Origin of the sequence: Curtobacterium sp. 458 (assembly GCF_030406605.1) — a bacterium.
In the GTDB taxonomy this organism is placed as follows: domain Bacteria; phylum Actinomycetota; class Actinomycetes; order Actinomycetales; family Microbacteriaceae; genus Curtobacterium.
The window spans coordinates 3,293,026-3,316,808 of the sequence record NZ_CP129104.1 but is presented as its reverse complement, the minus strand read 5'-3'; the positions used below and the strand labels follow the sequence as shown (position 1 = coordinate 3,316,808).

The window sequence follows — 23,783 nt, the reverse complement described above, 5'->3', positions numbered from 1 at the left end:
ATACGCTGATGGGCCAAGAGAGGGAGGTCCACGATGTCCGATCCAGTGGTCCCGCAGCAGGGTCCGGCAGGCAGCGACGGTCGCACCCAGCAGCAGCGACTCGTCGACACCACGATGACCTTCAGTCTGGAGCAGGCGGCGGCCCTCACGCCCGAGTCCGGCATCTCGACCGAAGAGCGCGACGCCATCACGGCGCTGCCCTCCGGTTCGGCGCTGCTCGTCGTGCGCCGCGGTCCGAACGTGGGCGCGCGGTTCCTGCTCGACTCCGACGTCACGACGGCCGGTCGGCACCCCGACGCCGACATCTTCCTCGACGACGTCACGGTCTCGCGCAAGCACGCGCAGTTCCTCCGGCACGGCACGAGCTTCACCGTGAAGGACCTCGGTTCGCTCAACGGCACCTACTTCGACGGTGCCCGCATCGACGAGGCCCTGCTCACCGACGGGTCCGAGGTTCAGGTCGGCAAGTTCCGCCTGACCTTCTACGCCTCCCGGGTCGACCTGGCGCGCCTGGCGAACGCGTAGTGCCCGCGCGGTCCGCCGCGGCCCGGGCGGGGTCCGCGGCGTCGGAGCTGCTCACGATCGGGCAGGTCCTCGCTCGCCTGAAGCCCGAGTTCCCGGACCTCGCCGGCTCGAAGCTCCGGTTCCTCGAGGAGCGCGAACTCGTGACTCCGGTGCGCACCGCCAGCGGTTACCGCAAGTTCTCGCCTGCCGACGTCGAACGGCTCCGGATCATCCTCGGGCTGCAGCGGGACCACTACCTCCCGCTCAAGGTCATCAAGGAGTACTTGGCGGACCTCGACGCCGGTCGCGAGCCGACGCTGCCGGGTGGGGGCGAGGCGCCGAAGCCGTCGATCCTCGGCCGTGAGCGTCGCTACACCCGCGACGAGACCGTCCGGGCGGCGGGAGCCACGCCGATGCTGTTGTCCGACGCCGTCTCGTCGTCGTTGCTCCCCGCGACGGACACCTACGGCGAGGACTCCGTCGCGGTGCTCAAGGCGCTCGTCGAGCTCCAGCGTTCGGGGATCGAGCCGCGGCACCTCCGGACCTTCCGTGCGACCGCCGAGCGAGAGGTCGGTCTGATCGAGTCCGCGCTCATGCCGGTGTCGCGCCGCGGGGACGCCACCTCGAAGGCGAAGGCCACCGAGCTCGCGCGGGAGATCGCCGGGCACCTCGAGACCATCCGGTCGCAGCTCATCCGGTCGGCGATCGGTCGTCTCGACGCATGAGGCTCGCGCTGCAGGACTCTCGCGTCGCTGGCGGGTGTCGGAGGGCGGGGCGTATCCTCGACACGCCGGACGCGCCGGAGCGGATGTCCCGCGCGCGACGGCTCGGAGTCGCTACCGTGGACCTCGGAACAACTCTCAACCCGGCATTGAAGCTTCGGGTGAGGGCTCGATCGTCGTGGAAGGCAAGCGCATGAGTGGGACTGACACCCCCGGTACCGGGTCGGACATGACGCGGTACGACCTCGGGCTGCTCTTCACCGACGGCATGCCGGAGCACGACGAACAGAACGGCTACCGCGGCACCGTCGCCGCCCGGGCAGCCGGCATCTCCTACCGGCAGCTCGACTACTGGGCCCGCACCGAACTCGTGCAGCCCACCATCCGCGGTGCTGCCGGCTCCGGCTCGCAGCGGCTCTACGGCTTCCGCGACATCCTCGTGCTCAAGCTCGTGAAGCGTCTGCTCGACACGGGCATCTCGCTGCAGCAGATCCGCACCGCGGTGAACCAGTTGCGGGAGTCGGGCGTGTCCGACCTCGCCCAGACCACGCTGATGTCCGACGGCGCCTCGGTCTACCTCTGCACCTCCGACGACGAGGTCATCGACCTGGTTTCGCGCGGCCAGGGCGTGTTCGGCATCGCCGTGGGCAAGGTCCTGCGTGAGGTCGAGTCGTCGCTCGTGGAGCTCGACGCCGCCCCCGCTGCCGATCCTGACGACGAGCTCGCTGCCCGTCGGGCCTCCCGCGCGTCCTGACCCGTCGTCCCTCGGCCAGTCGGCGCCCCGACGTGGCAGTCGCCTGATGCGCCGCGCGTCGTCGTAGCCGCGCCCAGCGTCGTCCGCGCGTCGTCGTCGTGTCTGACGTTGGTCGCACGACATGCCGCGTGCCGTTCGTCATGGTCGCAGAACGTGTCGCTCCCTCGACGCCGACCCGACACTTCGTGCGACCAGCACGGACGTGAGCGGCACGTCTTGCGACCAACGGCCGGGGCGTCGGGCCGACTCGTTCTGCGACCAATGGGAACGTGAGCGGCACGTCCGGCGACCCCGCTCGGCGCTGGCCGAGGCACAAGCGGCAGGCCAGCGGGGCCGACGACGATCCGGTTGGTCGCACGACGTGCCGCGTGCTGATCACTGCGGTCGCAGAAGCCGTCGCTGCCGGTGCTCCGAGGCGACACGATCTGCGACCAACGCGAACGTGAGCGGCACGTCGTGCGACCAAGCGCCCGCCGAACGCCTGTGCCCGCCAAACGCCCGCGCAATAGCCCGCCCGCCCGCCCGCGCGGACCGGAGCGGACGCTACGCGGCGCCGCCCTCGGCGTAGGGGCCGATCTTGCCCGTGCGCATGATGCGCTCGAGCAGCTGGTCGAAGTTCTTCGCCATCTCCTGCGCGGACTCGCCGGGCCACACGTGCAACGGCTTCGCCGCACCCTGCGCCTGCTGCAGCGACGTGCGCTCCGGCAGCTGCGGCGACAGTACGAGCGGCCCGAACATGTCGCGGAGCTCCTTGATGCGGAACTGGTGCTCGAGCGACTGCACGCGGGCACGGTTCACGATGATGCCGAGCGGCTGGAGGCGCGGCGAGAGACCGCGGCGGATCTCCTCGATCGCGCGGAGGGCACGGTCGGCAGCCGCGACGGAGAAGAGCCCGGGCTCGGTGACGACGGTGACGCGGTCGGACGCGGCCCACGCCGTGCGGGTGAGGGCGTTCAGTGACGGGGCGCAGTCGATGAGGACGAGCTCGTAGTCCTGCTCGACGTTCGCGAGGGCCTCTTCGAGCTTCCAGATGTCGCGGATCGACGGGTGCGGCCCGTCGAAGTTGATGGCCGAGGGCGATCCGACCATGACGTCGATCTTGCCCTGGGAGCCCTTCGTCCACCCGGACGGGGCGATCGCCTGGCGGACGATCTTCTCCTTCGGGTTCTCGAGCACGTCGGCCACGTTGAGGTGCCCGGCGAGGTTGATGTCGAGGCCCGTCGAGACGTCGGACTGCGGGTCGAGGTCCACCACCAGCGTGCGCAGTCCCTTGGCGAACGCGGCCGAGGTCAGGCCGAGCGTCACCGTCGTCTTGCCGACACCACCCTTGAGGGAGCTCACGCTGAGTACATGCACGGTGAGCAACGTTACCGCGACTAGGGTTGTCTCACCTCAACCCGGGCTGAAAGGGACCTCGTGTTCAGCAAGATCCTCGTGGCGAACCGTGGCGAGATCGCCATCCGTGCATTCCGTGCCGCGTACGAGTTGGGCGCCCGGACCGTGGCCGTCTACCCGTACGAGGACCGCAACTCCCTCCACCGGTTGAAGGCGGACGAGGCCTACCTGATCGGTGCGCCGGGTCACCCCGTCCGTGCCTACCTCGACGTCTCCGAGATCATCCGCGTCGCGCGGGAGTCCGGCGCGGACGCCATCTACCCGGGCTACGGCTTCCTCTCCGAGAACCCCGAGCTCGCCGCCGCGGCCGCCGCTGCCGGCATCACGTTCATCGGCCCCGGTGAGCACGTGCTCGAGATGGCCGGCAACAAGGTGACCGCGAAGGAGCACGCGATCGCGGCCGGCGTGCCCGTCCTCGCGAGCACACCGGCGAGTCGTGACATCGAGGAACTCCTGGCGGGCGCCGACGCGATCGGGTTCCCGGTGTTCGCGAAGGCCGTCGCCGGCGGTGGTGGTCGTGGCATGCGCCGCGTCGAGACGAAGGCGGAGCTGCGGGAAGCGCTGGAAGCGGCCATGCGCGAGGCCGACAGCGCCTTCGGCGACCCGACGATGTTCCTCGAGCAGGCCGTCATCCGGCCGCGGCACATCGAGGTGCAGATCCTCGCCGACGCCACCGGCACCGACGAGGGCACGATCCACCTCTTCGAGCGCGACTGCTCCGTGCAGCGCCGCAACCAGAAGGTCGTCGAGATCGCCCCGGCGCCGAACCTCGACCCGTCGATCGCGGCGGCACTCCACCGCGACGCCGTCGCGTTCGCCCGGTCGATCGGCTACGTCAACGCCGGCACGGTCGAGTTCCTGCTCGACACCGAGGGGGAGCGTGCGGGCCAGCACGTCTTCATCGAGATGAACCCGCGCATCCAGGTCGAGCACACGGTGACGGAGGAGGTCACCGACGTCGACCTCGTGCAGTCCCAGATGCGGATCGCCGCGGGGCAGTCCCTCGTCGAGCTCGGCCTGACCCAGGACACCGTCCGGGTGCACGGTGCTGCGCTGCAGACCCGCATCACGACGGAGGACCCGACGCAGGGCTTCCGTCCGGACACCGGGAAGATCACCACCTACCGCAGCCCCGGCGGTGCCGGCGTCCGGCTCGACGGCGGCACGATCGCGACCGGCGCCCAGATCAGCCCGCACTTCGACTCGATGCTCGCGAAGATGACCTGCCGCGGACGGGACTTCCCGGCGGCGGTGTCCCGCGCGAAGCGCGCCCTCGCCGAGTTCCGGATCCGGGGCGTGAGCACGAACATCCCGTTCCTGCAGGCCGTCCTCGAGGACCCGGACTTCGCCCGCGGGGACGTCTCGACGAAGTTCATCGAGGAGCGACCGCAGCTCTTCGGCGGCCACGTGTCGAAGGACCGCGGCACGAAGATCGTGGGTTGGCTCGCCGACGTCACGGTGAACACGCCGAACGGTGTGCGGCGCCCGCAGACGGTGGAGCCGAGCGAGAAGCTCCCCGCAGTCGACCTCTCCGTCGCACCCCCGCCCGGGCAGCGCGACCGGCTGCTCGAGCTCGGGCCGGCGGAGTGGGCACGGCAACTGCGTGCGCAGACCGCCCTCGCCGTGACCGAGACGACGATGCGCGACGCGCACCAGTCCCTGCTGGCCACCCGTGTCCGCACGAAGGACCTCGTCGCCGTCGCGCCGCACGTCGCACGGCTGACCCCGCAGCTGCTCTCGATGGAGGCCTGGGGCGGCGCGACCTACGACGTCGCGCTCCGCTTCCTCGGTGAGGACCCGTGGGAGCGCCTCACGGCGCTGCGTGCGGCGATGCCGAACATCCCGATCCAGATGCTGCTGCGCGGCCGGAACACGGTCGGCTACACGCCGTACCCGACCGAGGTCACCGACGCGTTCGTGGCCGAGGCCGCCGCGAGCGGCGTCGACGTCTTCCGGATCTTCGACGCGCTCAACGACGTCAGCCAGTTGCGACCCGCCCTGGAGGCCGTGCTCGCCACCGGTACGTCGGTGGCCGAGGCGGCGCTCTGCTACTCCGGCGACCTCCTCGACCCTGCGGAGGACCTCTACACGCTCGACTACTACCTCCGCCTCGCCGAGCAGATGGTCGAGGCCGGCGCGCACGTCATCGGCATCAAGGACATGGCCGGACTGCTCCGCGCCGGCGCCGCCGAGCGGCTCGTCGGCGCCCTGCGCGAGCGCTTCGACCAGCCGGTGCACGTCCACACGCACGACACCGCCGGCGGCCAGCTCGCGACGCTCCTCGCCGCCGCGCGGGCCGGGGCCGACGCGGTCGACGTCGCCGCAGCGCCGATGGCCGGTACCACGAGCCAGCCGAGCATGTCCGCGCTCGTCGCCGCCCTCGCGCACACCGAACGCGACACCGGCCTCGACCTCGCTGCGGTCGGCGACCTCGAGCCGTATTGGGAGGCCGTCCGCCGCGCGTACGCCCCGTTCGAGTCGGGTCTGCCCGGTCCGACCGGACGCGTGTACCAGCACGAGATCCCGGGAGGTCAGCTGTCGAACCTCCGGCAGCAGGCGATCGCGCTCGGCCTCGGCGACCGCTTCGAGCAGGTCGAGGACTGGTACGCGGCGGCGAACCGCATCCTGGGCCGCCCGACCAAGGTCACGCCGTCGTCGAAGGTCGTCGGTGACCTCGCACTCCAGCTCGCCGCGGTCGACGCCGACCCCGAGCACTTCGAGCAGCACCCCGAGCAGTACGACATCCCCGACTCCGTCATCGGCTTCATGGCCGGCGAGCTCGGCGACCTGCCCGGCGGCTGGCCGGAACCGTTCCGCTCGAAGGTCCTCGCCGGTCGCGACGTCCGCATCGAGGTCACGCCCGTGCCCGACGCCGAGCGCGCGCACCTCGACCGCCCGGGCCCGGAGCGGCAGCAGGCCCTGAACCGCCTGCTCTTCCCGCAGCCGACGCGGCAGTTCGAGGCCGTCCGGCAGCAGTACGGCGACCTCTCGGTCGTGCCGACGGTCGACTACCTCTACGGTCTCCGTCCCGGGCAGGAGCACACCGTGCCGCTCGGGAAGGGCGTCGACCTCTTCGTCGGCCTGGAGGCCATCGGCGAGGTGGACGAGCGCGGGTTCCGCACGGTCATGACGACCCTCAACGGGCAGCTCCGCCCGGTGTCGGTCCGCGACCGCTCGGTCAAGGTCGAGACGAAGGCCGCCGAGAAGGCCGACCCGTCCGACCCGAAGCACGTCGCCGCGCCGTTCTCCGGCGTCGTGACGCTCAAGGTCGCCGCCGGTGACGTCGTCGCAGCCGGTCAGGCCGTGGCGAGCATCGAGGCGATGAAGATGGAAGCGGCCATCACGGCGCCCGTGGCGGGCACCGTCGGCCGTCTCGCGATCCCGGCGACGCAACAGGTCGACGCCGGAGACCTCCTGGTGGTGCTGCAGTAACGTGACCGTCCGTCCCATCCGCCTCTTCGGCGATCCCGTCCTCCGTTCCCCGTCCGACCCGATCCGCCCCGAGGCGCTCGGTTCCCAGGGCGTCCGGGACCTCGTGCAGGACCTCATCGACACCGTCAAGGAGCCCGGCCGCGCCGGGGTCGCCGCACCGCAGATCGGCGTCGCCCTGCGGGCGTTCTCGTACAACGTCGACGGCGAGGTCGGGTACGTCCTCAACCCCGAGGTCGTCGAGGTCTCCGGCGAGCCCGAGCTCATGGACGAGGGCTGCCTCTCCGTGCCCGGACTCGGCTACCCGACGAAGCGGTACCCGCACGCGAAGGTCCGGGGCCTGGACGTCGACGGGAACGAGGTCGTGCTCGAGGGCGACGGGCTCATGGCGGAGGCCCTGCAGCACGAGGTCGACCACCTCGACGGCACCGTCTACGTGATGACGCTCGACCCGGAGATCCGCCGTCAGGCCCTCCGCGACATCCGCGCGCAGGACTGGTTCCACTGAGTCGTCGGGTGACACCCCCACGGGGGATTGTCGTCTTGTCCTGACGAGGAGGTACCGTACCGTCGTCGGCTTCCCACCGGCGACGTATCCCACACCCCCAGGACAGCATCATGGCCGCTCAGGACAACGAGCTCAGCTCGCACCGCACCCGCACCAACCTCCGACCGCAGACGGTCGCCTCGACGACGTCGTCGACGGCCGTGCTCGACGCACCCAGCACGGAGCAGCCCGCGCAGGGCTGAGCGCAGGAGGGCGCGTCGCGCCCCGCGCACACCGCAACCGCCGGGAGGCCCGGTGCCGGTCCCAGGGACCGGCACCGGGCCTCCCGGCGGTTGCGTCAGTGCTGTCGCGTCCCGTCAGCCGCGTCGGCGACGGCTGGTCACCACCGGCGTGGCGGTGGTCTGCACCTTCGAGCCCGAGTAGATGTGCTCGATGTCCGCGGCGAAGTCCCGCATGATGACCGGACGCTTGATCGTCAGCTTCGGGGTGAGGTGCCCGGACGCCTCCGTGAGGTCGGTGTCGAGGATCGTGAACGACCGGATCGACTCCGCACGCGACACCCGCTGGTTCGCGGTGTCCACGGCCTCCTGCACGGCCTGGTGCACCCGCTCGTCGTAGGCCGCCTCGTGCGGGTCCAGCACGGGGGAGATGCCCCGGGCCTCGCACCAGCCGGGGAGCATGTCACGGTCGAGCGTCACGAGCGCGGCGACGAACGGCTTGCCCTCGCCGACGACGATCGCCTGCCCGACGAGCGGGTGTTCGCGGATGCCGTCCTCGAGCGGGGCCGGGGCGACGTTCTTGCCGCTCGCGGTGACGATGAGCTCCTTGGCCCGACCGGTCACCGTGAGCACGCCGTCGGCGTCGAGGCGGCCGAGGTCGCCCGTCCGGAACCAGCCGTCGGCGAAGGCCTTGTCCGTCGCCTCGTCGTTGTGCCAGTACCGGTCGAAGACGTCGACGCCGCGGATGAGGATCTCGCCGTCGTCGGCGATGCGGACCTCGACACCGGGGAGCGCACGTCCGACGGTTCCGATCCGGAGCTCCGCGGCCCGGTTGACCGTGGCCGGCGCGGTGGTCTCGGTGAGGCCGTAGCCCTCGAGGATGTGGACGCCGATCGAGCGGAAGAAGTGCGACAGCCGCGGCGAGAGCGGCGCCGAGCCGCTGACGGCGTAGCGGACGCGCCCACCGATGGCGTCCCGGAGCTTGGCGTAGACCAGCTTGTCGAACAGGGCGAACCGCAGCCGGAGCCCGAGCGGCACCTTGCCCGTGTTCAGCGCCTCGGAGTGCGCGACCGCGGTGGCCGCCGCCGCGCGGAAGATCCGGCCCTTGCCGCCGAGGTCCGCCTTCTGCTCGGCCGAGTTGTAGATCTTCTCGAAGACCCGAGGGACGGCGAGGAGGAACGTCGGCTTGAAGGTCGACACGGCCTTCATGAGGTCCTTCGTGTCCGGCTCGTGGCCGACCAGCACGCCCGCGGAGAGCGACATCGCCGCGATGAACCGCGCGAACACGTGGGCCATCGGGATGAACAGCAGGGTGGACGACCCCTCGGAGATGACCTCGGGCATGGCCTCGGACGCGCCCTCGACCGTGCCGGTGAAGTTGTCGTGCCGGAGGACGCAGCCCTTCGGCCGGCCGGTGGTCCCCGACGTGTAGATGATCGTCGCGTCGTCGTGCCCGTGCACGGTGGCCGTGCGGGCGTCGAGTTCTTCGTCGCTGACGTCCTCGCCGAGGCGGGCGAGGTCGTCGAGACCGCCGCCGTCCATCGTCCAGTGCTGCCCGAGGTGGGGCAGGTCCGGCGCGATGCCCGCGACCCGGCGCGCGTGCTGCTCCTGCTCGACGACGATCGCGACGGCCTCGGAGTCCGAGAGGATCCAGCGGATCTGGTCGGGGGAGCTCGTCTCGTACACGGGGACCGAGACGAGTCCGGCGGTCCACACCGCGAAGTCGACCAGGGTCCACTCGAGGCGCGTGCGGGAGAGGATCGCGACGTGCGCGCCCGGCTCGAGGCCCGCGGCGACGAGGCCCTTCGCGATGGCACGGACGCGGGCGAGCGTCTCGGCCGCGGTGATGGGCGTCCAGGTGTCGCCCTGCCGCTGCGCGAGGATCGGCCGGTCGGGCGTGAGCCGCGCACGCTCGGTGAGGAGGCGGGCTGCCGAGCCGTGGTCGGGCGCGACAGGACCGGCGCTGGGACGCGAGGCGTGCCTCCCGGACGGTGCGGCGTCCGCCGGGGCCGCGGCAGACCGCGTGGTGGGCTCGGTGCCGGTCGCGGCGGCGTCCTGTTCGGCGGCGGCACTGGTGAGGCGCTCGGGTCGCTGATCGTTCACGGTGACTCCCTCGTCGGCCGGTTCGATTCGAGTACGCCTCATCGTCGAGGCGACACCGCCAGCATAAGGGCCGTCGCACGGAGAACCCCGTGGAGCCGGCCGTGCGTTCGGTGTGGACACGGCGAACCGGTAGGCTCGTGGACCGTGCACGCCATCGGAATCGACATCGGGGGCACCAAGATCGCGGGAGCGGTCGTCTCGGAGCTCGGCGAGATCCTCGCCGAGGACCGCGTCGCCACGAACGCTGCGGACCCGGACGCCATGCTCGACGACGTCGTGACGATGGTCACGCGCCTCCGGGCCTCCCACGAGGTCAGCGCGGTGGGGGTCGCCGCGCCGGGCTTCATCGACGCGTCGCAGTCGATCGTCTACTACACGCCGAACATCCGGTGGCGGAACGAGCCCCTGCGCCAGAAGCTCCAGGAGCGCATCGGCGACCTGCACATCACCGTCGACAACGACGCGAACGCGGCCGGCTGGGCGGAGTTCCGCTTCGGGGCCGGTCGGCTCGTGTCGGACATGACCATGCTGACGATCGGTACCGGTGTGGGCGGCGCGATCGTCACCGAGGACCGCCTGTTCCGCGGTGGCTTCGGCACCGGCGGCGAGATCGGTCACCTCCGGATCGTCCCGAACGGCCTGCCCTGCGGCTGCGGCGCCCGCGGCTGCATCGAGCAGTACGGCTCGGGTCGTGCACTCCAGCGCATGGCGAACGACGTCGCGGACGCCGGCGGCATCGGGTCCGCGCTCGCCGACGCCCGCGAGCAGAACGGTGGACAGCTCGACGGCAAGGTCGTCGGCGACCTGATCCTCGCGGACGACCCGGGTGCCCTCGCGGCCCTCCGGCGGCTCGGGCGGCACCTCGGTGAGGCCTGCGCGTCGCTGTCGGCCGTGCTCGACCCGCAGCTGTTCGTGTTCGGCGGCGGCGTCGCCAGCGCGGGGGACCGGCTGCTCGAGCCGATCAAGCAGGCATACCTCAGCAACCTCCCGGCCCGGGGCTACCACCCGGAGCCCGACTTCGTGATCGCGGAGCTCGTGAACGACGCGGGTGTCGTCGGAGCAGCCGACCTCGCCCGGATCCACGCCCGGACGGCGTAGGGTCGGCCACACCCCACCCCCTCGGAGTCATCGATGACCTACTGGCTGCTGAAGAACTTCCTGCTCGGCCCGCTCATCCTCACGCTGTTCCGACCGTGGGTCGTCGGCCGTGAGCACGTGCCCACCGAGGGGCCGGTCATCTTCGCGTCGAACCACATCTCGTTCATCGACTCGGTGATCCTCCCGGCGGTGCTCGACCGCCGCATCTCGTTCCTCGCCAAGAGCGACTACTTCACCGGGCGCGGACTCAAGGGCTGGGCGACGAAGACGTTCTTCAACGCGATCGGTCAGCTGCCGATCGACCGCTCCGGCGGCAAGGCGTCCGAGGCCTCGCTCCGGACGGGGCTGCAGGTCCTCGCCCGGGGGGAACAGCTCGGCATCTACCCCGAGGGCACCCGCAGCCCCGACGGCAAGCTCTACCGCGGTCGCACGGGCATCGCACGGATGATCCTCGAGGGTCGCGTCACGGTGGTCCCGGTCGCGATGGTCGGCACCCGTGAGGTCCAGCAGATCGGCCAGCGGTTCCCAAAGTTCAAGCGCGTCGGCGTCGTGTTCGGCAAGCCGCTCGACTTCTCCCGCTTCCAGGGGTTCGAGACCGACCGCTTCATCCTCCGCAGCGTCACGGACGAGGTAATGCACGAGCTCGCCGGGCTGAGCCGGCAGGAGTACGTCGACGTCTACGCGACGAGTGTCAAGGAGCGTGCGAGCTCCGCGCGGGAGCAGGTCATGAAGGAGCGCGGCGGGGCCTCCGGACGGTAGGCTCACAGGGTCCGGCAACCCGGCCGGACGGCGGGTCGCGACCGGACATCCGGTCGCCCGACCGGCCGTGAGCCCAGAACACCGAGGTAACGCCCTTGTTCGAGTCGACCGACTTCGTCGCCCTGCAGGATCCGGACGTCATCGAGGGACTCGACCATTGGCGCACGCTCCCCATCAAGCAGCAGCCCACGTGGCCGGACGCGGCAGCAGCAGAGGCCGCCTCGGCGGAGATCGCGACGCTGCCGCCCCTCGTCTTCGCCGGCGAGGTCGACAAGCTCCGTGAACGGCTCGCCGCCGCGGCCCAGGGGAAGGCGTTCCTGCTCCAGGGCGGTGACTGCGCCGAGACCTTCGCCGGCGCCACCGCCGACTCGATCCGCGACCGCGTCAAGACGATCCTGCAGATGGCCGTCGTCCTCACGTACGGTGCCTCGATGCCCGTCATCAAGATGGGCCGCATGGCGGGGCAGTTCGCGAAGCCGCGCTCGAGCGACTTCGAGACCCGCGGGGACGTCACGCTGCCGGCGTACCGCGGTGACATCGTCAACGGGTACGACTTCACGCCGGAGAGCCGGCAGGCCGACCCCCGTCGACTCGTGCAGGGGTACCACACGGCTGCGTCGACGCTGAACCTCGTCCGCGCCTTCACGCAGGGCGGGTTCGCCGACCTGCGCCAGGTGCACTCGTGGAACAAGGGCTTCGCGTCGAACCCGGCGAACGCCCGGTACGAGCACCTCGCGAAGGAGATCGACCGCGCGATCCGCTTCATGGACGCCTGCGGTGCCGACTTCGAGGCGCTGAAGCACGTCGAGTTCTACGCCTCGCACGAGGGGCTGCTCATGGACTACGAGCGCCCGATGACCCGCATCGACTCCCGGTCCGGCCAGGCGTACGACACCTCCGGCCACTTCATCTGGATCGGGGAGCGCACCCGTGACATCGACGGCGCGCACGTCGACTTCCTGTCCCGTGTGCGGAACCCGATCGGTGTGAAGCTCGGCCCGACGACCTCGGTCGACGACATGAAGGCACTCGTCGAGAAGCTCGACCCGAACCGCGAGCCTGGACGCCTGACCTTCATCACGCGCATGGGCGCCGGCAAGATCCGCGACGAGCTGCCGAAGCTCCTCGCGGCCATCAAGGGCATGGACGCGAACCCGCTCTGGGTGACCGACCCCATGCACGGCAACGGCCTCACCACCCCGACCGGCTACAAGACGCGCCGCTTCGACGACGTCGTGGACGAGGTGCTCGGGTTCTTCGAGGCCCACCGCCAGGTCGGCACGTACCCGGGCGGCATGCACGTCGAGCTCACGGGCGACGACGTGACGGAGTGCCTCGGCGGCTCCGAGCACATCGACGAGGCGACGCTCGCGACCCGGTACGAGTCCCTCTGCGACCCGCGGCTGAACCACATGCAGTCGCTCGAGCTGGCGTTCCTCGTCGCCGAGGAGCTCGGGGCACACCCGCACACCGCGCGCTGAGCGCGCTGCGCGGGCGCGGCGCGCGTGCGCGTGTTGCGCGCGCGCCGCGTGCGGCGCATCTGCCCGCGAAAGCGACAGAACCCCGCGACCCCGTCGCGGGGTTCTGTCGCTTTCGCGGGGTACCCGGCGGCGCGCCGCGCGCTCCTGTCGCCTCCGCGGTGCGGTCGCGTCGGGTGGTCGCGAAAGCGACAGTTCTGCGCGGAGCGGTGGCGCACATCTGTCGCTCTCGCGGAGCGGACGGCGGCCGGCAGCGCGCTTCTGTCGCTTTCGCGGGGCGGTCGCCCGCGCGCCTGCGCGTCCGCGCGCCGCGCTCGGCGCTACTGCTCGTACGCGAGGGTGATCGTGTCGCCGCGGTGCACGGTGGTGCCCGCGGGCGGGTCCGTGCCCGTCACGGGGAGCGTGGCCTTCCAGTCGTAGAAGCCGCAGAGGATGTTCGTGCAGTCCGGGACGGAGACCTTGAGCCCGAGGCCCTCGAGGGTGCTCGTCGCGTCGTTGATCGTCTTGTCGTGCACGTCCGGCAGCTGGATCGGTGCCGGACCCTTCGACACGACGACGTCGATCTTCGTGCCCTGCACCGCGGGGTCGTCGGTCGCGGACGCCGAGATGATCTGCCCCTCGGGAACCTGGTCGTCGTACTTGGCGTCCTGCGACCCGAGCTCCAGGCCGACGCCGCTGAGTGTCGAGCGGGCATCGTCCACGGTCTTGCCGACCACGTCGGGCACGGGGCCGAGCGAGACGGTCAGCGTCACAGGGCCGCGCTCGGCGTAGGTCTCCGTCTTGCCGAGGTCGACCGCGCCGGAGGCATCGCGTCCGGTCGCGGCGATGACGGTGTCCTTCGCGGCGTCCGCGGAGAACTGGTACCGGGTGTCCTGCAGCTCGAAGTCGTCGTCGAGCGCGGCGGTGACGGTCGACTCCGGCTGGCCGATGATCGCGGGGAGGGCGATCATGCGCGGCCCGTCGGAGAGGACGAGCTGGATCGCGGTGCCCTTCCGGACCTCGCGCTTCGCGGCCGGCTTCGTCGTGGAGACCTCGCCCTTCGCGATGACCGCGTCGAACCGGTGGCCGTTCGACGCCGCGGTGCGCAGCCCCTGCGCCTCGATCAGTTGGCGGGCCTGCGACACGCTCTTGCCGGCGACCTCCGGGATGCGGACGTTGCCGAGCGGCCCCGGCCCGTACACCCAGCCGATCGTCCCGCCGATGAGCGCGAGCAGCACGACGATCGCGAGGACGATCCACCCGCGCTTGCGGCGCTTCGCGGACTTGTCGGCGAGCCGCTGCGCCGCGGGGGAGAGCACGCCGGGTTGGCCGCCGGTGCGGCGCGGACCGGGCTGGTTCCGTCCGCGCTGCCGTGGTGCGGTACCGGCTGCGGCGGCGCCCGTGCCGACGCCCGCTGCCCCGGAGGCCGCGCGGTCGAGGACGGTCGTGTCGTCGGCGTCGTCCTCCGGTGCCGAGCCGTACGAGGCCGGGGTGTGCGAGGCCGGTCCGTCGGACGGGAGGATCGCGGTGGCGTTCTCGGGGCGGAGCACGGCGGTCCGGTACTGCCCGGTCGCGCGCTGGGTACCGCCCGACATGTGGTCGAGCATCTCCCGCGCATCGGCCGGCCGGTCGTCGGGGTTCCGTGCGGTCGCCCAGGCCACGAGCTCGTCGAGCTCCGGCGGGACGCCGGGGACCGCCGCGCTCGGGCGGGGCACGGTGTCGTTCGCGTGCTGGTACGCGATCTGCATCGGCTGGTCGCCCTTGTACGGCTGCTCACCGGTGAGCATCTCGTAGAGCATGATGCCGAGCGCGTAGATGTCGCTGCGGGAGTCGGCGGCGCCACGGGTCACGAGCTCGGGGGAGAGGTACGCGATCGTGCCGAGCAGCGCGGCCCCGGTCGCCGTGTTCGCCGTCGTGGCGCGCGCGAGGCCGAAGTCGCCGAGCTTGATCCGACCGTCGTCGGCGAGCAGGACGTTCTCCGGCTTGAGGTCGCGGTGCACGATGCCGGCGCGGTGTGCGGACGCGAGCCCCGCGAGGACGGCGCGGAGGATGTCGGTCGCCTGCTCCGGCGTGAGGGCGTGGTGCTCCTGCAGGAGGTCCCGCAGCGTGATGCCGGGGATGTACTCCATGACGATGTAGGCGGTGTCGTCCTCGGCACCCTGGTCGTACACGCCGACGAGGTTCGGGTGCGAGAGCCGGGCGGCGGAACGGGCCTCCTGGATGAAGCGCTCGCGGAACGCCTGGTCGTCGGCGAGGTGCCCGTGCATGATCTTGATCGCGACGCGCCGCTCGAGTCGGACGTCGGTGGCGAGGTAGACCGTCGCCATGCCGCCGCGGGCGATGCGGGAGCGCACACGGTACCGTCGGTCGATCATCCGACCGATCATGGGGTCCGTGGCGTTCGTGGTCATCTGCGGCATTCTACGAATCCGGGCTGCACGAGCCCGTACTGACGCTCCGACCGTTACCCGATCTCGACCTCTGGGATGAGTCGCACTGGCCGATCGGATGAGCGATCGTCAGGAAGAGGTGCCCGCACTCAGAGCGAGGCGAGCCAGGTCTCGGCCGGGCCGGCCCACTTCGCGTACGCCTTCGGGTACGCCGACACCTGCACGGCCTGCGCGGCGTCCGTCACGCTCATCGACGCCCAACCCGAGACGCCGAGCAACCCGCGGGTCTTGCCGGGGTTCCCCGCGAAGAACCGCTTGGCCGCGGTCGAGGGGTCCTGCAGGGAGGCGGCGCTGCCCCATCCCTGGCTCGGCCGCTGCTGGAAGAGGCCGACCGAGTCGCGGTCGCCGTGCGAGAGGTTCCGGAGGCTCGACTCCTGCATCGCGGCGGCGAGGGCGACGACGAGCCCGCGCTGCGGGACGCCGAGCGAGCGCCCCACGCTGACGATCGTGGCCGCGTTCCGCCACTGCTCGGCGCTGAGGACCGTGCTCGAGACCGACGCTCCGGTGGACCCGGTCGAGGTCGCCGCAGCGGTCGACACGGTGGCTCCCGGCAGTACGAGCGTCTTGCCCGCGTAGATCGTGCTCGTGTAGCTGAGGCCGTTCGCGGCGAGGAGCGCCTTCACCGACACGTGGTGCGCGGCGGCGATGGACGCGATCGTGTCGCCGGAGGCGATCTTCACGTGTCCGCTGCTGGTGGACGCCGTGGATGCGGGCCGCGGGGAGGCACTCGACGACGAGGTGCTCGGAGTGCTCGGGGCCGAGGCGGAGGGCACCCGGAGGGTCTGCCCGGGGTAGATGACGCTCCGCTGCGAGAGGTTGTTGGCGCGGAGGAGGGCCTGCGTCGACACGCCGATCCGGGAGGCGATGCCCGACACGGTGTCACCCGAGCGCACGTGGTAGCTCCCCGTGGTCGACGTCGTCGTCGTCCGTGCCGGAGCGGCCTGCACCGCGGGGGTGCTGGCGAGGTGGAGGGTCTGCCCGGGGTGGATGATCGTGTTCCAGCCGAGGCCGTTGCGCACGAGCACCTCCTGCGCGGAGAGGCCGTAGCGTGCCGCGATCGCGGACACGGTGTCGCCCTGCCGCACGGTGTAGTTCGTGGGCACAGCGGTGGTGGGGGCCTTGGAGACGGCGGCGACCGTCGTGACCGTGGTCTCGGCCGGACGCGCGACGGCGGTGGTGAACACCGGGCCGTCGCTCTCGTTGCGGTCCTGGTCCACGTGCCGCTTGTTGGCACCGCCCTCGTCGTCGTGCCGCGCTTCGAGGTGCGCGACCGGTCCGGTCAGGCCGGCGGTCACGGCGATCGTCCCGGCGAGGACGATCGGCATGGTCGCGAAGCGGGCGGATCGCGCGCGTCGGGCGGCCTCGTCTGCAGCGTTGTCCACGGTGGTCTCCTGTCCTCGGTGAGCCGGTCACGCGCGCGTGTGCGCACTCACAGGTGGCTCAACGCTGGCATGGGCTGATTCCCAAGTCAACCAGAGAGTCGAATGTTGCGTGTGTGACTCGTGTGACGAACGGGGTGCACGACACCTCGCGTCGCTCTGGCAACATGGGCGTGTGAGTCCTGCACCCACTGACGACGCGACCCTTTCCGAACGCTGGCTGACGGTCCCCGACCTCGTCGAGCTGTTCGGCGTGACCCCCGGCCGGGTCCACCGGCTCTTCGAGCAGAAGACACTGCTGCCCGCCCGGGTGGACGGTGTGCTCCGGGTGCCGAGCGAGTTCCTCGACGGCTCCGAGCCGCTCCCCGAGCTCCGCGGCACGCTGATCGTGCTCGCCGACAACGGCTTCTCCGACGACGAGGCGGTGCGCTGGATGCTCGCCGTCGACGACGCGATCGGCGACTCGCCGATCAACGCGCTGCGCGCCGGCCGCAAGGCCGAGGTGCGCCGCATCGCGCAGTCACTGCTCTAGCTGCGACCGCGGCTCTGGCGGCGACGCGCTGACGGACTGGAGGCGCGGTGCGGGCCCGCACCGAGCCTCCAGTCCGTCCGTCGGTTCCGTCTACGCGACGCGGCGCGTGACCGTGTCGGCCAACGACGCGAGCTGCTCACGCGCCGACGGCGTGAGCGGTGCTGCGTCGAGCGCGGCCTTGGCGCGTTGCACGTGCCGGTCGATCGAGCGCTCGACCGCCGCCACGGCGCCCGAGTCGGTGAGGGTCGCACGGAGCATCTGCACCTGCGCCTCGTCGAGGTCCGGGTCGCCGAGCAGCTCGTCCAGCAGCTGTCGAGGGCCGGGGGAGAGCGTCTTGCGGGCGCTCGCGATGAGGACGGTGCGCTTGCCCTCGCGGAGGTCGTCGCCGGCGGGCTTCCCGGTGACCTCGGGGTCGCCGAAGACGCCGAGCATGTCGTCGCGGAGCTGGTACGCCACGCCGAGGGGCAGTCCGAAGGAACGGAGGCCCTCGAGCTGCGACTCGCTCGCGCCGGCGACCAGGGCGCCGATGACCAGCGGGGCCTCGACCGAGTACTTCGCCGACTTGAAGACGATGACGCGCTGGGCGCGGAGGAGGTGCTCACCCTCGTCGATCGCCGGCCACGCGGTCTCCTCGTGCACGTCGAGGTACTGCCCCGCCGTGACGTCGAGGCGCATCGCGTGGAACTCCCGGCGGACGATCCGGGCGCGGGCGGGGTCGAGGAGCGCGAGGCCCTCGTCGAAGACCGCGTCGCTCAGGGAGAGCAGCAGGTCCCCGAGCAGCAGCGCCGAGTTCGTGCCGTACTGCGCACGGTCGCCGGTGAACCCCGAGTCGCTGTGGAGCGCCTCGAACCGACGGTGCACCGCGGGGAGGCCGCGGCGGGTGTCCGAGCGGTCCATGATGTCGTCGTGCACGAGCGCCGCGGCGTGGAACACCTCGAGCGCTGCGGCAACGGTGACGACCGCCTCGGCCGTGGTCTGGCGGGAGCCCTCGGCGAGGGGGTCGAACGACCCGGAGCGCCCGGCCACGGACTGCCAGCCCCAGTAGCAGAACAGGGCCCGGAAGCGCTTGCCGCCGGACAGGAGGTCCCGCGCGTACTCGTCGAACGGAGCGAGGTCGGGGCTGATCGCGAGGAGCCGTTCACGCTGCTCGTCCAGGGCCCGTTCGATCCGAGCGGAAACGAGGTCCACTAATCGCGTACTCTCAGCCACACTCCCTACCCTAGTGGAGTGGTCGGGACGTAGAATCGGCCGACCAAGACCTTGCGTCGATCCCAGGAACAGAGGGAACACAGATGCCACTCTCGGAGCAAGAGCAGCGCCTCCTCGAAGAGATGGAGCGCAGCCTCTATCAGAACGACTCCGACTTCGTCGCGCGCGTCACGCGCCGCCAGGGTCGTCCGACCTACACGTCGATCGCGCTCGGGGTGCTCGGTGCACTCGCGGGCGTCGCCGTCGTCATCGTCGGACTGGTCCTCCGCCAGCCGCTCGTCGGGATCCTCGGGTTCGTGATCATGCTCGCCGGTGTGTTGTTCGCGCTGCGCCCGGGCATGCGGGCCCCCAAGGCGAAGCCGGGCCGGACGCCGAGGTCCGGCGGCTCGTCGGGGTCGAAGCGGTCGTCGTCGGGCGGGTCCTTCATGGACCGCATGAACGAGCGCTGGGACAAGCGCAACGAGCAGGGGCAGTAGCTCCACCTCCTCCACACGTCGCAACGGGGTCGGTCCTTCGGGACCGGCCCCGTTCCGTGTGTCCGGGGCGCGTGGCGCCGAAGCGCGGAGCGCGCGGGAGCGGCGGGGTGGCTGGGCCGAGCGACGGTCGAGGGTTGGTCGCAAGACGTGCCGCGTGCGGGTTGCCGTGGTCGCACGAAGTGTCGGCCGCGGCGCAGGTGAGCGGCGCGTTGTGCGACCAAGTGCTCGGCGTCGTCCGGAAGTACGGAGCGTCGCGCGGCGCGCATTCGGCTCGCCTGATCGCGAGACGTGCGGGGCGGTGAACTGGGTTTGGTCGCACGACGTGCCACGTGCGGGTCGACGTGGTCGCAAGAAGTGTCGGCCGCGCCGAAGGTGAGCGGCACGTTGTGCGACCGACGCCGGGCGGGCGCGCCGGGCGGGCGCGCGCCCGACCGACGGGCGCGGGGCACCGGGGTGAGCGCACGGCGGAGGTGAGCGGCGTGGCGGGGGTGCGGCGCGCCTCCAGGCCGTGCCGGGGCCGTGAAAGTCCTCCACTTTCCTCCACACCCTCCACTGCCCTCCACACCCCCGGATTTCCGGGGGTACTGCGCGTTTGAGCGGCTGAGTATCTCGATGGAAGCCGCCCCAGAAGGGGGCACAGGGGTGTTTTCGGGAGCGGAAACCTGGGCACGGGGAGGGGAGTGGAGTAAAGTGGGGCCAGCAACGGTCCGGTGGAGCGGAGGGGAGGCCCGACGTGCTGCTCGGTACCTACGCCCCGAAGCTCGACGAGAAGGGTCGCGTGATCCTCCCCGCCAAGTTCCGGGACGAGCTGTCCGGGGGGCTCGTGATGACCCGCGGGCAGGAGCGCTGCGTCGTCGTCTTCAGCGCGGACACGTTCGAGGAACTCCACGAGCGCATCCGCACCGCTCCGATGACGTCGAAGCGCACCCGGGACTACATGCGTCTGTTCCTCTCCGGAGCGAGCGCCGAGCAGCCCGACAAGCAGAACCGCGTCACGATCCCGCAGAACCTCCGCGACTACGCGGGGCTCGAGCGGGACCTGACGGTCATCGGCTCCGGTGACCGTGCCGAGATCTGGTCGACCACCGCGTGGGAGGCCTACTACGCCGAGGTCGAAGAGGGCTTCGCCGACAACGACGAGGAGGTGATCCCGGGGATCTTCTGATCCGCGGATCGGGACTCCCAGCCGTGGTGCCCTGACGTCACTTCCCCGACGTCAGGTCGCATGGATGGGGATCCGGACCCGCGGCCCGGAAGGACACAGGGGCTGACATGGCCGAAGACCAGAGGGAACGCTTCCCGCACACGCCGGTGATGCTCGAGCGCATCGTCGAGCTGTTCACACCGACCCTCGAGGGACCCGGCAAGGTCGTGGTCGACGCGACGCTCGGCATGGGCGGCCACTCCGAGGGACTGCTCGAGCGATTCCCCGAGCTGACGCTGATCGGTCTCGACCGGGACACCGACGCCCTCGGGATCGCGGGGGAGCGGCTCGCACGGTTCGGTGACCGCGTCCGGCTCGTGCACACCGTGTACGACGGCATCGCCGACGCGATCGCGGGCGAGGGCTTCGACGAGGTCGACGGTGTGCTGTTCGACCTCGGTGTCAGCTCGCTGCAACTCGACCGTGCCGAGCGTGGCTTCGCCTACAGCCAGGACGCCCCGCTCGACATGCGGATGGACCGCACCGAGGGGCAGACCGCGGCCGACGTCCTCGCGACGTACGACGAGGGTGAACTCCGTCGGATCTTCCAGCGCTACGGCGAGGAGAAGCTCGCCGGCCGGTACGCCCGGGCCATCGTCGAGCGTCGTGCGACGAAGCCGTTCGAGATGTCGGGCGACCTCGTGCAGGTCCTCCACGACGCCACGCCGGTGGCCGTCCAGCGCCAGGGCCACCCCGCGAAGCGCGTGTTCCAGGCGCTGCGCATCGAGGTGAACGCCGAGCTCAGCGTGCTCGAGCGGGCGATCCCGGCAGCGCTCGACGCGATCGCGGTGGGCGGCCGGATCGTCGTCGAGTCGTACCAGTCCCTCGAGGACCGCATGGTGAAGCGCGAACTCGTGGCTCGCACGACCTCGAGCGCCCCCGCGGGCCTCCCCGTCGAGCTGCCCGAGCACCGTCCCACCTTCCAGCTGGTCGTCAAGGGCGCCGAACTGGCCGACGAGGCCGAACGCGCCGCCAACCCCCGAGCCATCCCCGTGCGCCTGCGCGCGGCCGAACGGATCCGGAAGTGACATGAGCACGAACCTCGCACTCGTCGACCCCGTCGTCCCGTCCCGCGCGCCCCGACCGTCCCGCCAGGACCAGCGTGACCGGCCCGAGCTCGTCGAGGTCGCGCCGAGCAAGGCGCAGCGTCGTGCCCGGCCGCGGATCGCGTACGCCATCGTGGCGGTGTCGGCGCTCGGCATCCTGCTCCTGGCGCAGCTCGGGATCAGCATGGTGCTCAGCCAGGGGGCCTACACGCTGAACTCGCTCGACGCCGAGCAGACCAAGCTCACGCGGACGCAGCAGTCGCTCTCCGAGGAACTGCGCGTGCTCGACTCGCCGCAGAACCTCGCCCGGAACGCGCAGGGCCTCGGGATGATCGCGAACTCGACGCCGGTGTACCTCGACCCGAAGACCGGGCGGGTGTACGGCACGCCGACGCCGGCGAAGGCGGACGAGGCGACCGCGGCGACGGAGAACCTCGTGCCGAACTCGCTCCTGCAGGACGTGCCGCTCGTCACCAAGGGCAAGGGGACCGAGAAGGCCGCAGCGGAGGAGGGCGACGCGACGAGCAAGACCGACGCGACGAGCAAGACCGACGCGACGAGCACGACCGACGCTGAGAAGACCGGCGGCGCCAGCGCGTCGGACGGGGCAACGTCGAAGTCGTCCGTAGAGTCCGACCCGAACCAGCTCCAGGCACCCACCACCCGGTGACCGTGGCGCTGGTGGCCGCCACCACCGGCACCGCCATCACTGGGACCGGCACCACCGGGACCGCCACCACCGGGAAGGACCGCGCCGCGTGACCAAGACGATCCGCAACCGACGACTGCGCTACAGCGTGGTGATGATCGCCGTGATCGCCCTCGTGGCGGTGTTCGTCGTCCGGCTCGTCGACATCCAGGTGGTCCAGGCTGCCGACCTCGACAAGGCGTCCGAAGCGAAGCGGAGCATCCCGGTCACGGTGTACGGGGACCGCGGCTCGATCGTCGACCGCAACGGCGTCGAACTCGCCGACAGCGTCACCCGGTACAACATCACGACGGCGCCCCGCCTGGTCTCGAAGTTCACGGGCAAGCTCGGTGGCACGCGGGTGAAGGAGGTCAGTGTCGACACGGCCCTGGACGCCCTCGTCAAGGCCTCCGGCGGCGACCTGAAGACCATGCGCGAGAACATCGCGGCCGACCCGAAGTCGGACTTCGCGTACCTGGTCAAGGGCCTCGACGTGAAGCACTACGAAGCCGTCATCGCCCTGCAGATCCCGTGGGTCTACGCCGCACCGCAGGCCGCCAGGGTGTACCCGACCGGCGCCACCACCGGCAACATCACCGGCTTCCTGGGCACCGACGGCGCCCAGGCCGGCCTCGAGTACGCGTACGACAAGTGCCTCGCCGGGGTGAACGGCTCGCAGACGTACGAGCGCGGCGCGGACGGCGTGCAGCTCCCCGGTTCGACCGTGACGACGAAGCAGGCCAAGGACGGCGGGACGCTCGAGACGACGATCGACAGCGACCTGCAGTACATGGCGAACCAGACGATCGCGTCCGCGGGCAAGCAGCTGCAGGCGCAGTCCGCGACCGCCACGGTCACCAACGCGAAGACCGGCGAGGTCCTCGCGGTGGCCGACTGGCCGACGGTCGACCCCAACGACGTGGACGCGACGACCGACAAGGGCGCCTACGGGTCCAGGGCGATCACCGACACCTACGAGCCCGGGTCGACGATCAAGGCCGCCATCGCCGCCGCCCTGATCAACGAGGGCAAGTCGAGCCCGACCGACGGCACCACCGTCCCGTACTCGCGGACGTTCCCGTGGGGTGGGACCATCCACGACGCCGAGTTCCACCCGACCGAGCAGCTCACGCTCACGGGGATCCTGCAGGACTCGTCGAACGTCGGCATCACCGAGCTCGGTGAGCGCCTGACGAAGCAGCAGCGCTACGACTACATGAAGAAGTTCGGCCTGTTCGAGCCCGAGTCCGCGATCGACTACCCGGGCCAGCCGGGGATGCAGTACGGCTCGACCCCCGACTGGGACTCCCAGACGAACATCAACTCGATGTTCGGGCAGGGCATCTCGACGACGGCCCTCCAGGTGGCGAGCATCTACCAGACGCTCGCGAACCAGGGTGTCCGGATCCCGCTGCACTTCGTCAAGGGCTGCGAGACCGCGGACGGCAAGACGATCGACGCGCCCGACGTGCAGCCGGAGCGGGTCGTCTCGGCCAGCGCGGCCCAGCAGACGGTCAAGATGCTGCAGAGCGTCGTCAAGGGCGGCACGCTCGTGGGCATGCAGCCGATCTCGGGCTACAACGTCGCCGCGAAGACCGGTACCGCCGAGGTGGCCGAGGGCTCGAAGGGCTACGGCGGCCAGCGCATCATCTCCGTGGCCGGAATGGCACCTGCGGAAGACCCCCAGTATGTTGTCACGGTGACGTTCACGAAGCCGCAGACGAGCAAGTTCTCGTCCGGTGCGGCTCCGGCGTTCCGAACCCTCATGTCCCAGGTGCTCGAGAAGTACCGAGTAACCCCCTCCGCGTCCGAGGCGAAGCTGTACCCGTCCACGTGGTGAGGAAGAAGGAGC

Annotated in this window: 20 protein-coding genes; 15 read left to right on the top strand and 5 right to left on the bottom strand. The window is 71.0% G+C overall.

Going from position 1 to position 23,783, the window contains the following annotated elements; all coding sequences use genetic code 11:
* Positions 1 to 114: 114 nt before the first annotated feature.
* The 3 genes from QPJ90_RS15980 to QPJ90_RS15970 all read left to right on the top strand — a co-directional run bounded on the left by QPJ90_RS15980 (position 115) and on the right by QPJ90_RS15970 (position 1,980).
* Positions 115 to 525 carry an FHA domain-containing protein gene (locus QPJ90_RS15980; RefSeq protein WP_242863018.1) on the top strand — a complete coding sequence of 137 codons (411 nt, stop codon included), beginning with the start codon at positions 115 to 117 and terminating at the stop codon, positions 523 to 525.
* Positions 525 to 1,229 (top strand): MerR family transcriptional regulator, encoded by a 705-nt coding sequence (locus tag QPJ90_RS15975; RefSeq protein ID WP_290132126.1) that lies wholly within the window; start codon positions 525 to 527, stop codon positions 1,227 to 1,229. Before QPJ90_RS15980 ends, QPJ90_RS15975 begins: the two co-directional genes overlap by 1 nt.
* 190 nt (positions 1,230 to 1,419) lie before the next feature.
* Entirely contained in the window at positions 1,420 to 1,980 is a 561-nt protein-coding gene (locus QPJ90_RS15970) for a MerR family transcriptional regulator (RefSeq protein WP_058725924.1), read from the top strand.
* A 543-nt stretch (positions 1,981 to 2,523) separates the two neighbouring features.
* Here QPJ90_RS15970 and QPJ90_RS15965 read toward each other — a convergent pair.
* Positions 2,524 to 3,336 (bottom strand): ParA family protein, encoded by an 813-nt coding sequence (locus tag QPJ90_RS15965; RefSeq protein WP_027465232.1) that lies wholly within the window; start codon positions 3,334 to 3,336, stop codon positions 2,524 to 2,526.
* Between the two features lie 60 nt (positions 3,337 to 3,396).
* On the opposite strand from QPJ90_RS15965, the gene QPJ90_RS15960 reads away from it, so the two are divergent.
* The 3 genes from QPJ90_RS15960 (at position 3,397) to QPJ90_RS15950 (ending at position 7,554) form a co-directional block, all read left to right on the top strand.
* On the top strand, positions 3,397 to 6,807 hold the full coding sequence (locus QPJ90_RS15960; RefSeq protein WP_290132125.1) for a pyruvate carboxylase: 3,411 nt from the start codon (positions 3,397 to 3,399) through the stop codon (positions 6,805 to 6,807).
* A gap of 1 nt (position 6,808) precedes the next feature.
* Positions 6,809 to 7,312 (top strand): peptide deformylase, encoded by a 504-nt coding sequence (locus tag QPJ90_RS15955; RefSeq protein ID WP_290132124.1) that lies wholly within the window; start codon positions 6,809 to 6,811, stop codon positions 7,310 to 7,312.
* 110 nt (positions 7,313 to 7,422) lie between these two features.
* A complete protein-coding gene (locus QPJ90_RS15950) occupies positions 7,423 to 7,554 on the top strand; it encodes a hypothetical protein (RefSeq protein ID WP_290132123.1) in 132 nt (43 codons plus the stop codon).
* A gap of 114 nt (positions 7,555 to 7,668) precedes the next feature.
* Here QPJ90_RS15950 and QPJ90_RS15945 read toward each other — a convergent pair whose 3' ends face one another.
* Positions 7,669 to 9,633, bottom strand: a complete 1,965-nt coding sequence (locus QPJ90_RS15945) for a long-chain fatty acid--CoA ligase (RefSeq protein ID WP_290132122.1) — start codon at positions 9,631 to 9,633, stop codon at positions 7,669 to 7,671.
* Positions 9,634 to 9,777: 144 nt separating this feature from the next.
* Here QPJ90_RS15945 and QPJ90_RS15940 point away from each other — a divergent pair, with 144 nt between their 5' ends.
* The 3 genes from QPJ90_RS15940 to QPJ90_RS15930 all read left to right on the top strand — a co-directional run bounded on the left by QPJ90_RS15940 (position 9,778) and on the right by QPJ90_RS15930 (position 12,971).
* On the top strand, positions 9,778 to 10,731 hold the full coding sequence (locus QPJ90_RS15940) for an ROK family glucokinase (RefSeq protein WP_290132121.1): 954 nt from the start codon (positions 9,778 to 9,780) through the stop codon (positions 10,729 to 10,731).
* 33 nt (positions 10,732 to 10,764) lie between these two features.
* Positions 10,765 to 11,490, top strand: a complete 726-nt coding sequence (locus QPJ90_RS15935) for a lysophospholipid acyltransferase family protein (RefSeq protein ID WP_290132120.1) — start codon at positions 10,765 to 10,767, stop codon at positions 11,488 to 11,490.
* A gap of 95 nt (positions 11,491 to 11,585) precedes the next feature.
* Positions 11,586 to 12,971: a class II 3-deoxy-7-phosphoheptulonate synthase gene (locus tag QPJ90_RS15930; RefSeq protein ID WP_290132119.1), complete on the top strand. Its 1,386-nt coding sequence runs from the start codon at positions 11,586 to 11,588 to the stop codon at positions 12,969 to 12,971.
* A 317-nt stretch (positions 12,972 to 13,288) separates the two neighbouring features.
* Here QPJ90_RS15930 and pknB read toward each other — a convergent pair whose 3' ends face one another.
* Together pknB and QPJ90_RS15920 are read right to left on the bottom strand one after the other, a co-directional pair.
* The gene (pknB, locus tag QPJ90_RS15925) at positions 13,289 to 15,358 is read right to left on the bottom strand and encodes a Stk1 family PASTA domain-containing Ser/Thr kinase (protein WP_290132118.1); all 2,070 of its coding nucleotides are present in this window, start codon (positions 15,356 to 15,358) and stop codon (positions 13,289 to 13,291) included.
* Between the two features lie 128 nt (positions 15,359 to 15,486).
* Entirely contained in the window at positions 15,487 to 16,779 is a 1,293-nt protein-coding gene (locus QPJ90_RS15920; RefSeq protein WP_290132117.1) for a LysM peptidoglycan-binding domain-containing protein, read from the bottom strand.
* 172 nt (positions 16,780 to 16,951) lie between these two features.
* Here QPJ90_RS15920 and QPJ90_RS15915 point away from each other — a divergent pair, with 172 nt between their 5' ends.
* Positions 16,952 to 17,308, top strand: coding sequence for an Rv2175c family DNA-binding protein (locus QPJ90_RS15915; protein ID WP_290132116.1), 357 nt, complete (start codon positions 16,952 to 16,954; stop codon positions 17,306 to 17,308).
* Positions 17,309 to 17,398: 90 nt separating this feature from the next.
* Here QPJ90_RS15915 and QPJ90_RS15910 read toward each other — a convergent pair whose 3' ends face one another.
* Positions 17,399 to 18,496 carry a polyprenyl synthetase family protein gene (locus tag QPJ90_RS15910; protein WP_290132115.1) on the bottom strand — a complete coding sequence of 366 codons (1,098 nt, stop codon included), beginning with the start codon at positions 18,494 to 18,496 and terminating at the stop codon, positions 17,399 to 17,401.
* Between the two features lie 104 nt (positions 18,497 to 18,600).
* Here QPJ90_RS15910 and QPJ90_RS15905 point away from each other — a divergent pair, with 104 nt between their 5' ends.
* The 5 genes from QPJ90_RS15905 (at position 18,601) to QPJ90_RS15885 (ending at position 23,771) form a co-directional block, all read left to right on the top strand.
* Positions 18,601 to 18,993 (top strand): DUF3040 domain-containing protein, encoded by a 393-nt coding sequence (locus QPJ90_RS15905; RefSeq protein WP_290132114.1) that lies wholly within the window; start codon positions 18,601 to 18,603, stop codon positions 18,991 to 18,993.
* 733 nt (positions 18,994 to 19,726) lie between these two features.
* Positions 19,727 to 20,158 carry a division/cell wall cluster transcriptional repressor MraZ gene (mraZ, locus tag QPJ90_RS15900; RefSeq protein WP_290132113.1) on the top strand — a complete coding sequence of 144 codons (432 nt, stop codon included), beginning with the start codon at positions 19,727 to 19,729 and terminating at the stop codon, positions 20,156 to 20,158.
* A gap of 107 nt (positions 20,159 to 20,265) precedes the next feature.
* Positions 20,266 to 21,225, top strand: coding sequence for a 16S rRNA (cytosine(1402)-N(4))-methyltransferase RsmH (gene rsmH / locus QPJ90_RS15895; RefSeq protein WP_290132112.1), 960 nt, complete (start codon positions 20,266 to 20,268; stop codon positions 21,223 to 21,225).
* 1 nt (position 21,226) lies between these two features.
* A complete protein-coding gene (locus QPJ90_RS15890) occupies positions 21,227 to 21,913 on the top strand; it encodes a hypothetical protein (RefSeq protein WP_290132111.1) in 687 nt (228 codons plus the stop codon).
* A gap of 88 nt (positions 21,914 to 22,001) precedes the next feature.
* The gene (locus tag QPJ90_RS15885) at positions 22,002 to 23,771 is read left to right on the top strand and encodes a penicillin-binding protein 2 (RefSeq protein WP_290132110.1); all 1,770 of its coding nucleotides are present in this window, start codon (positions 22,002 to 22,004) and stop codon (positions 23,769 to 23,771) included.
* The last annotated feature ends 12 nt before the right edge of the window (positions 23,772 to 23,783 follow it).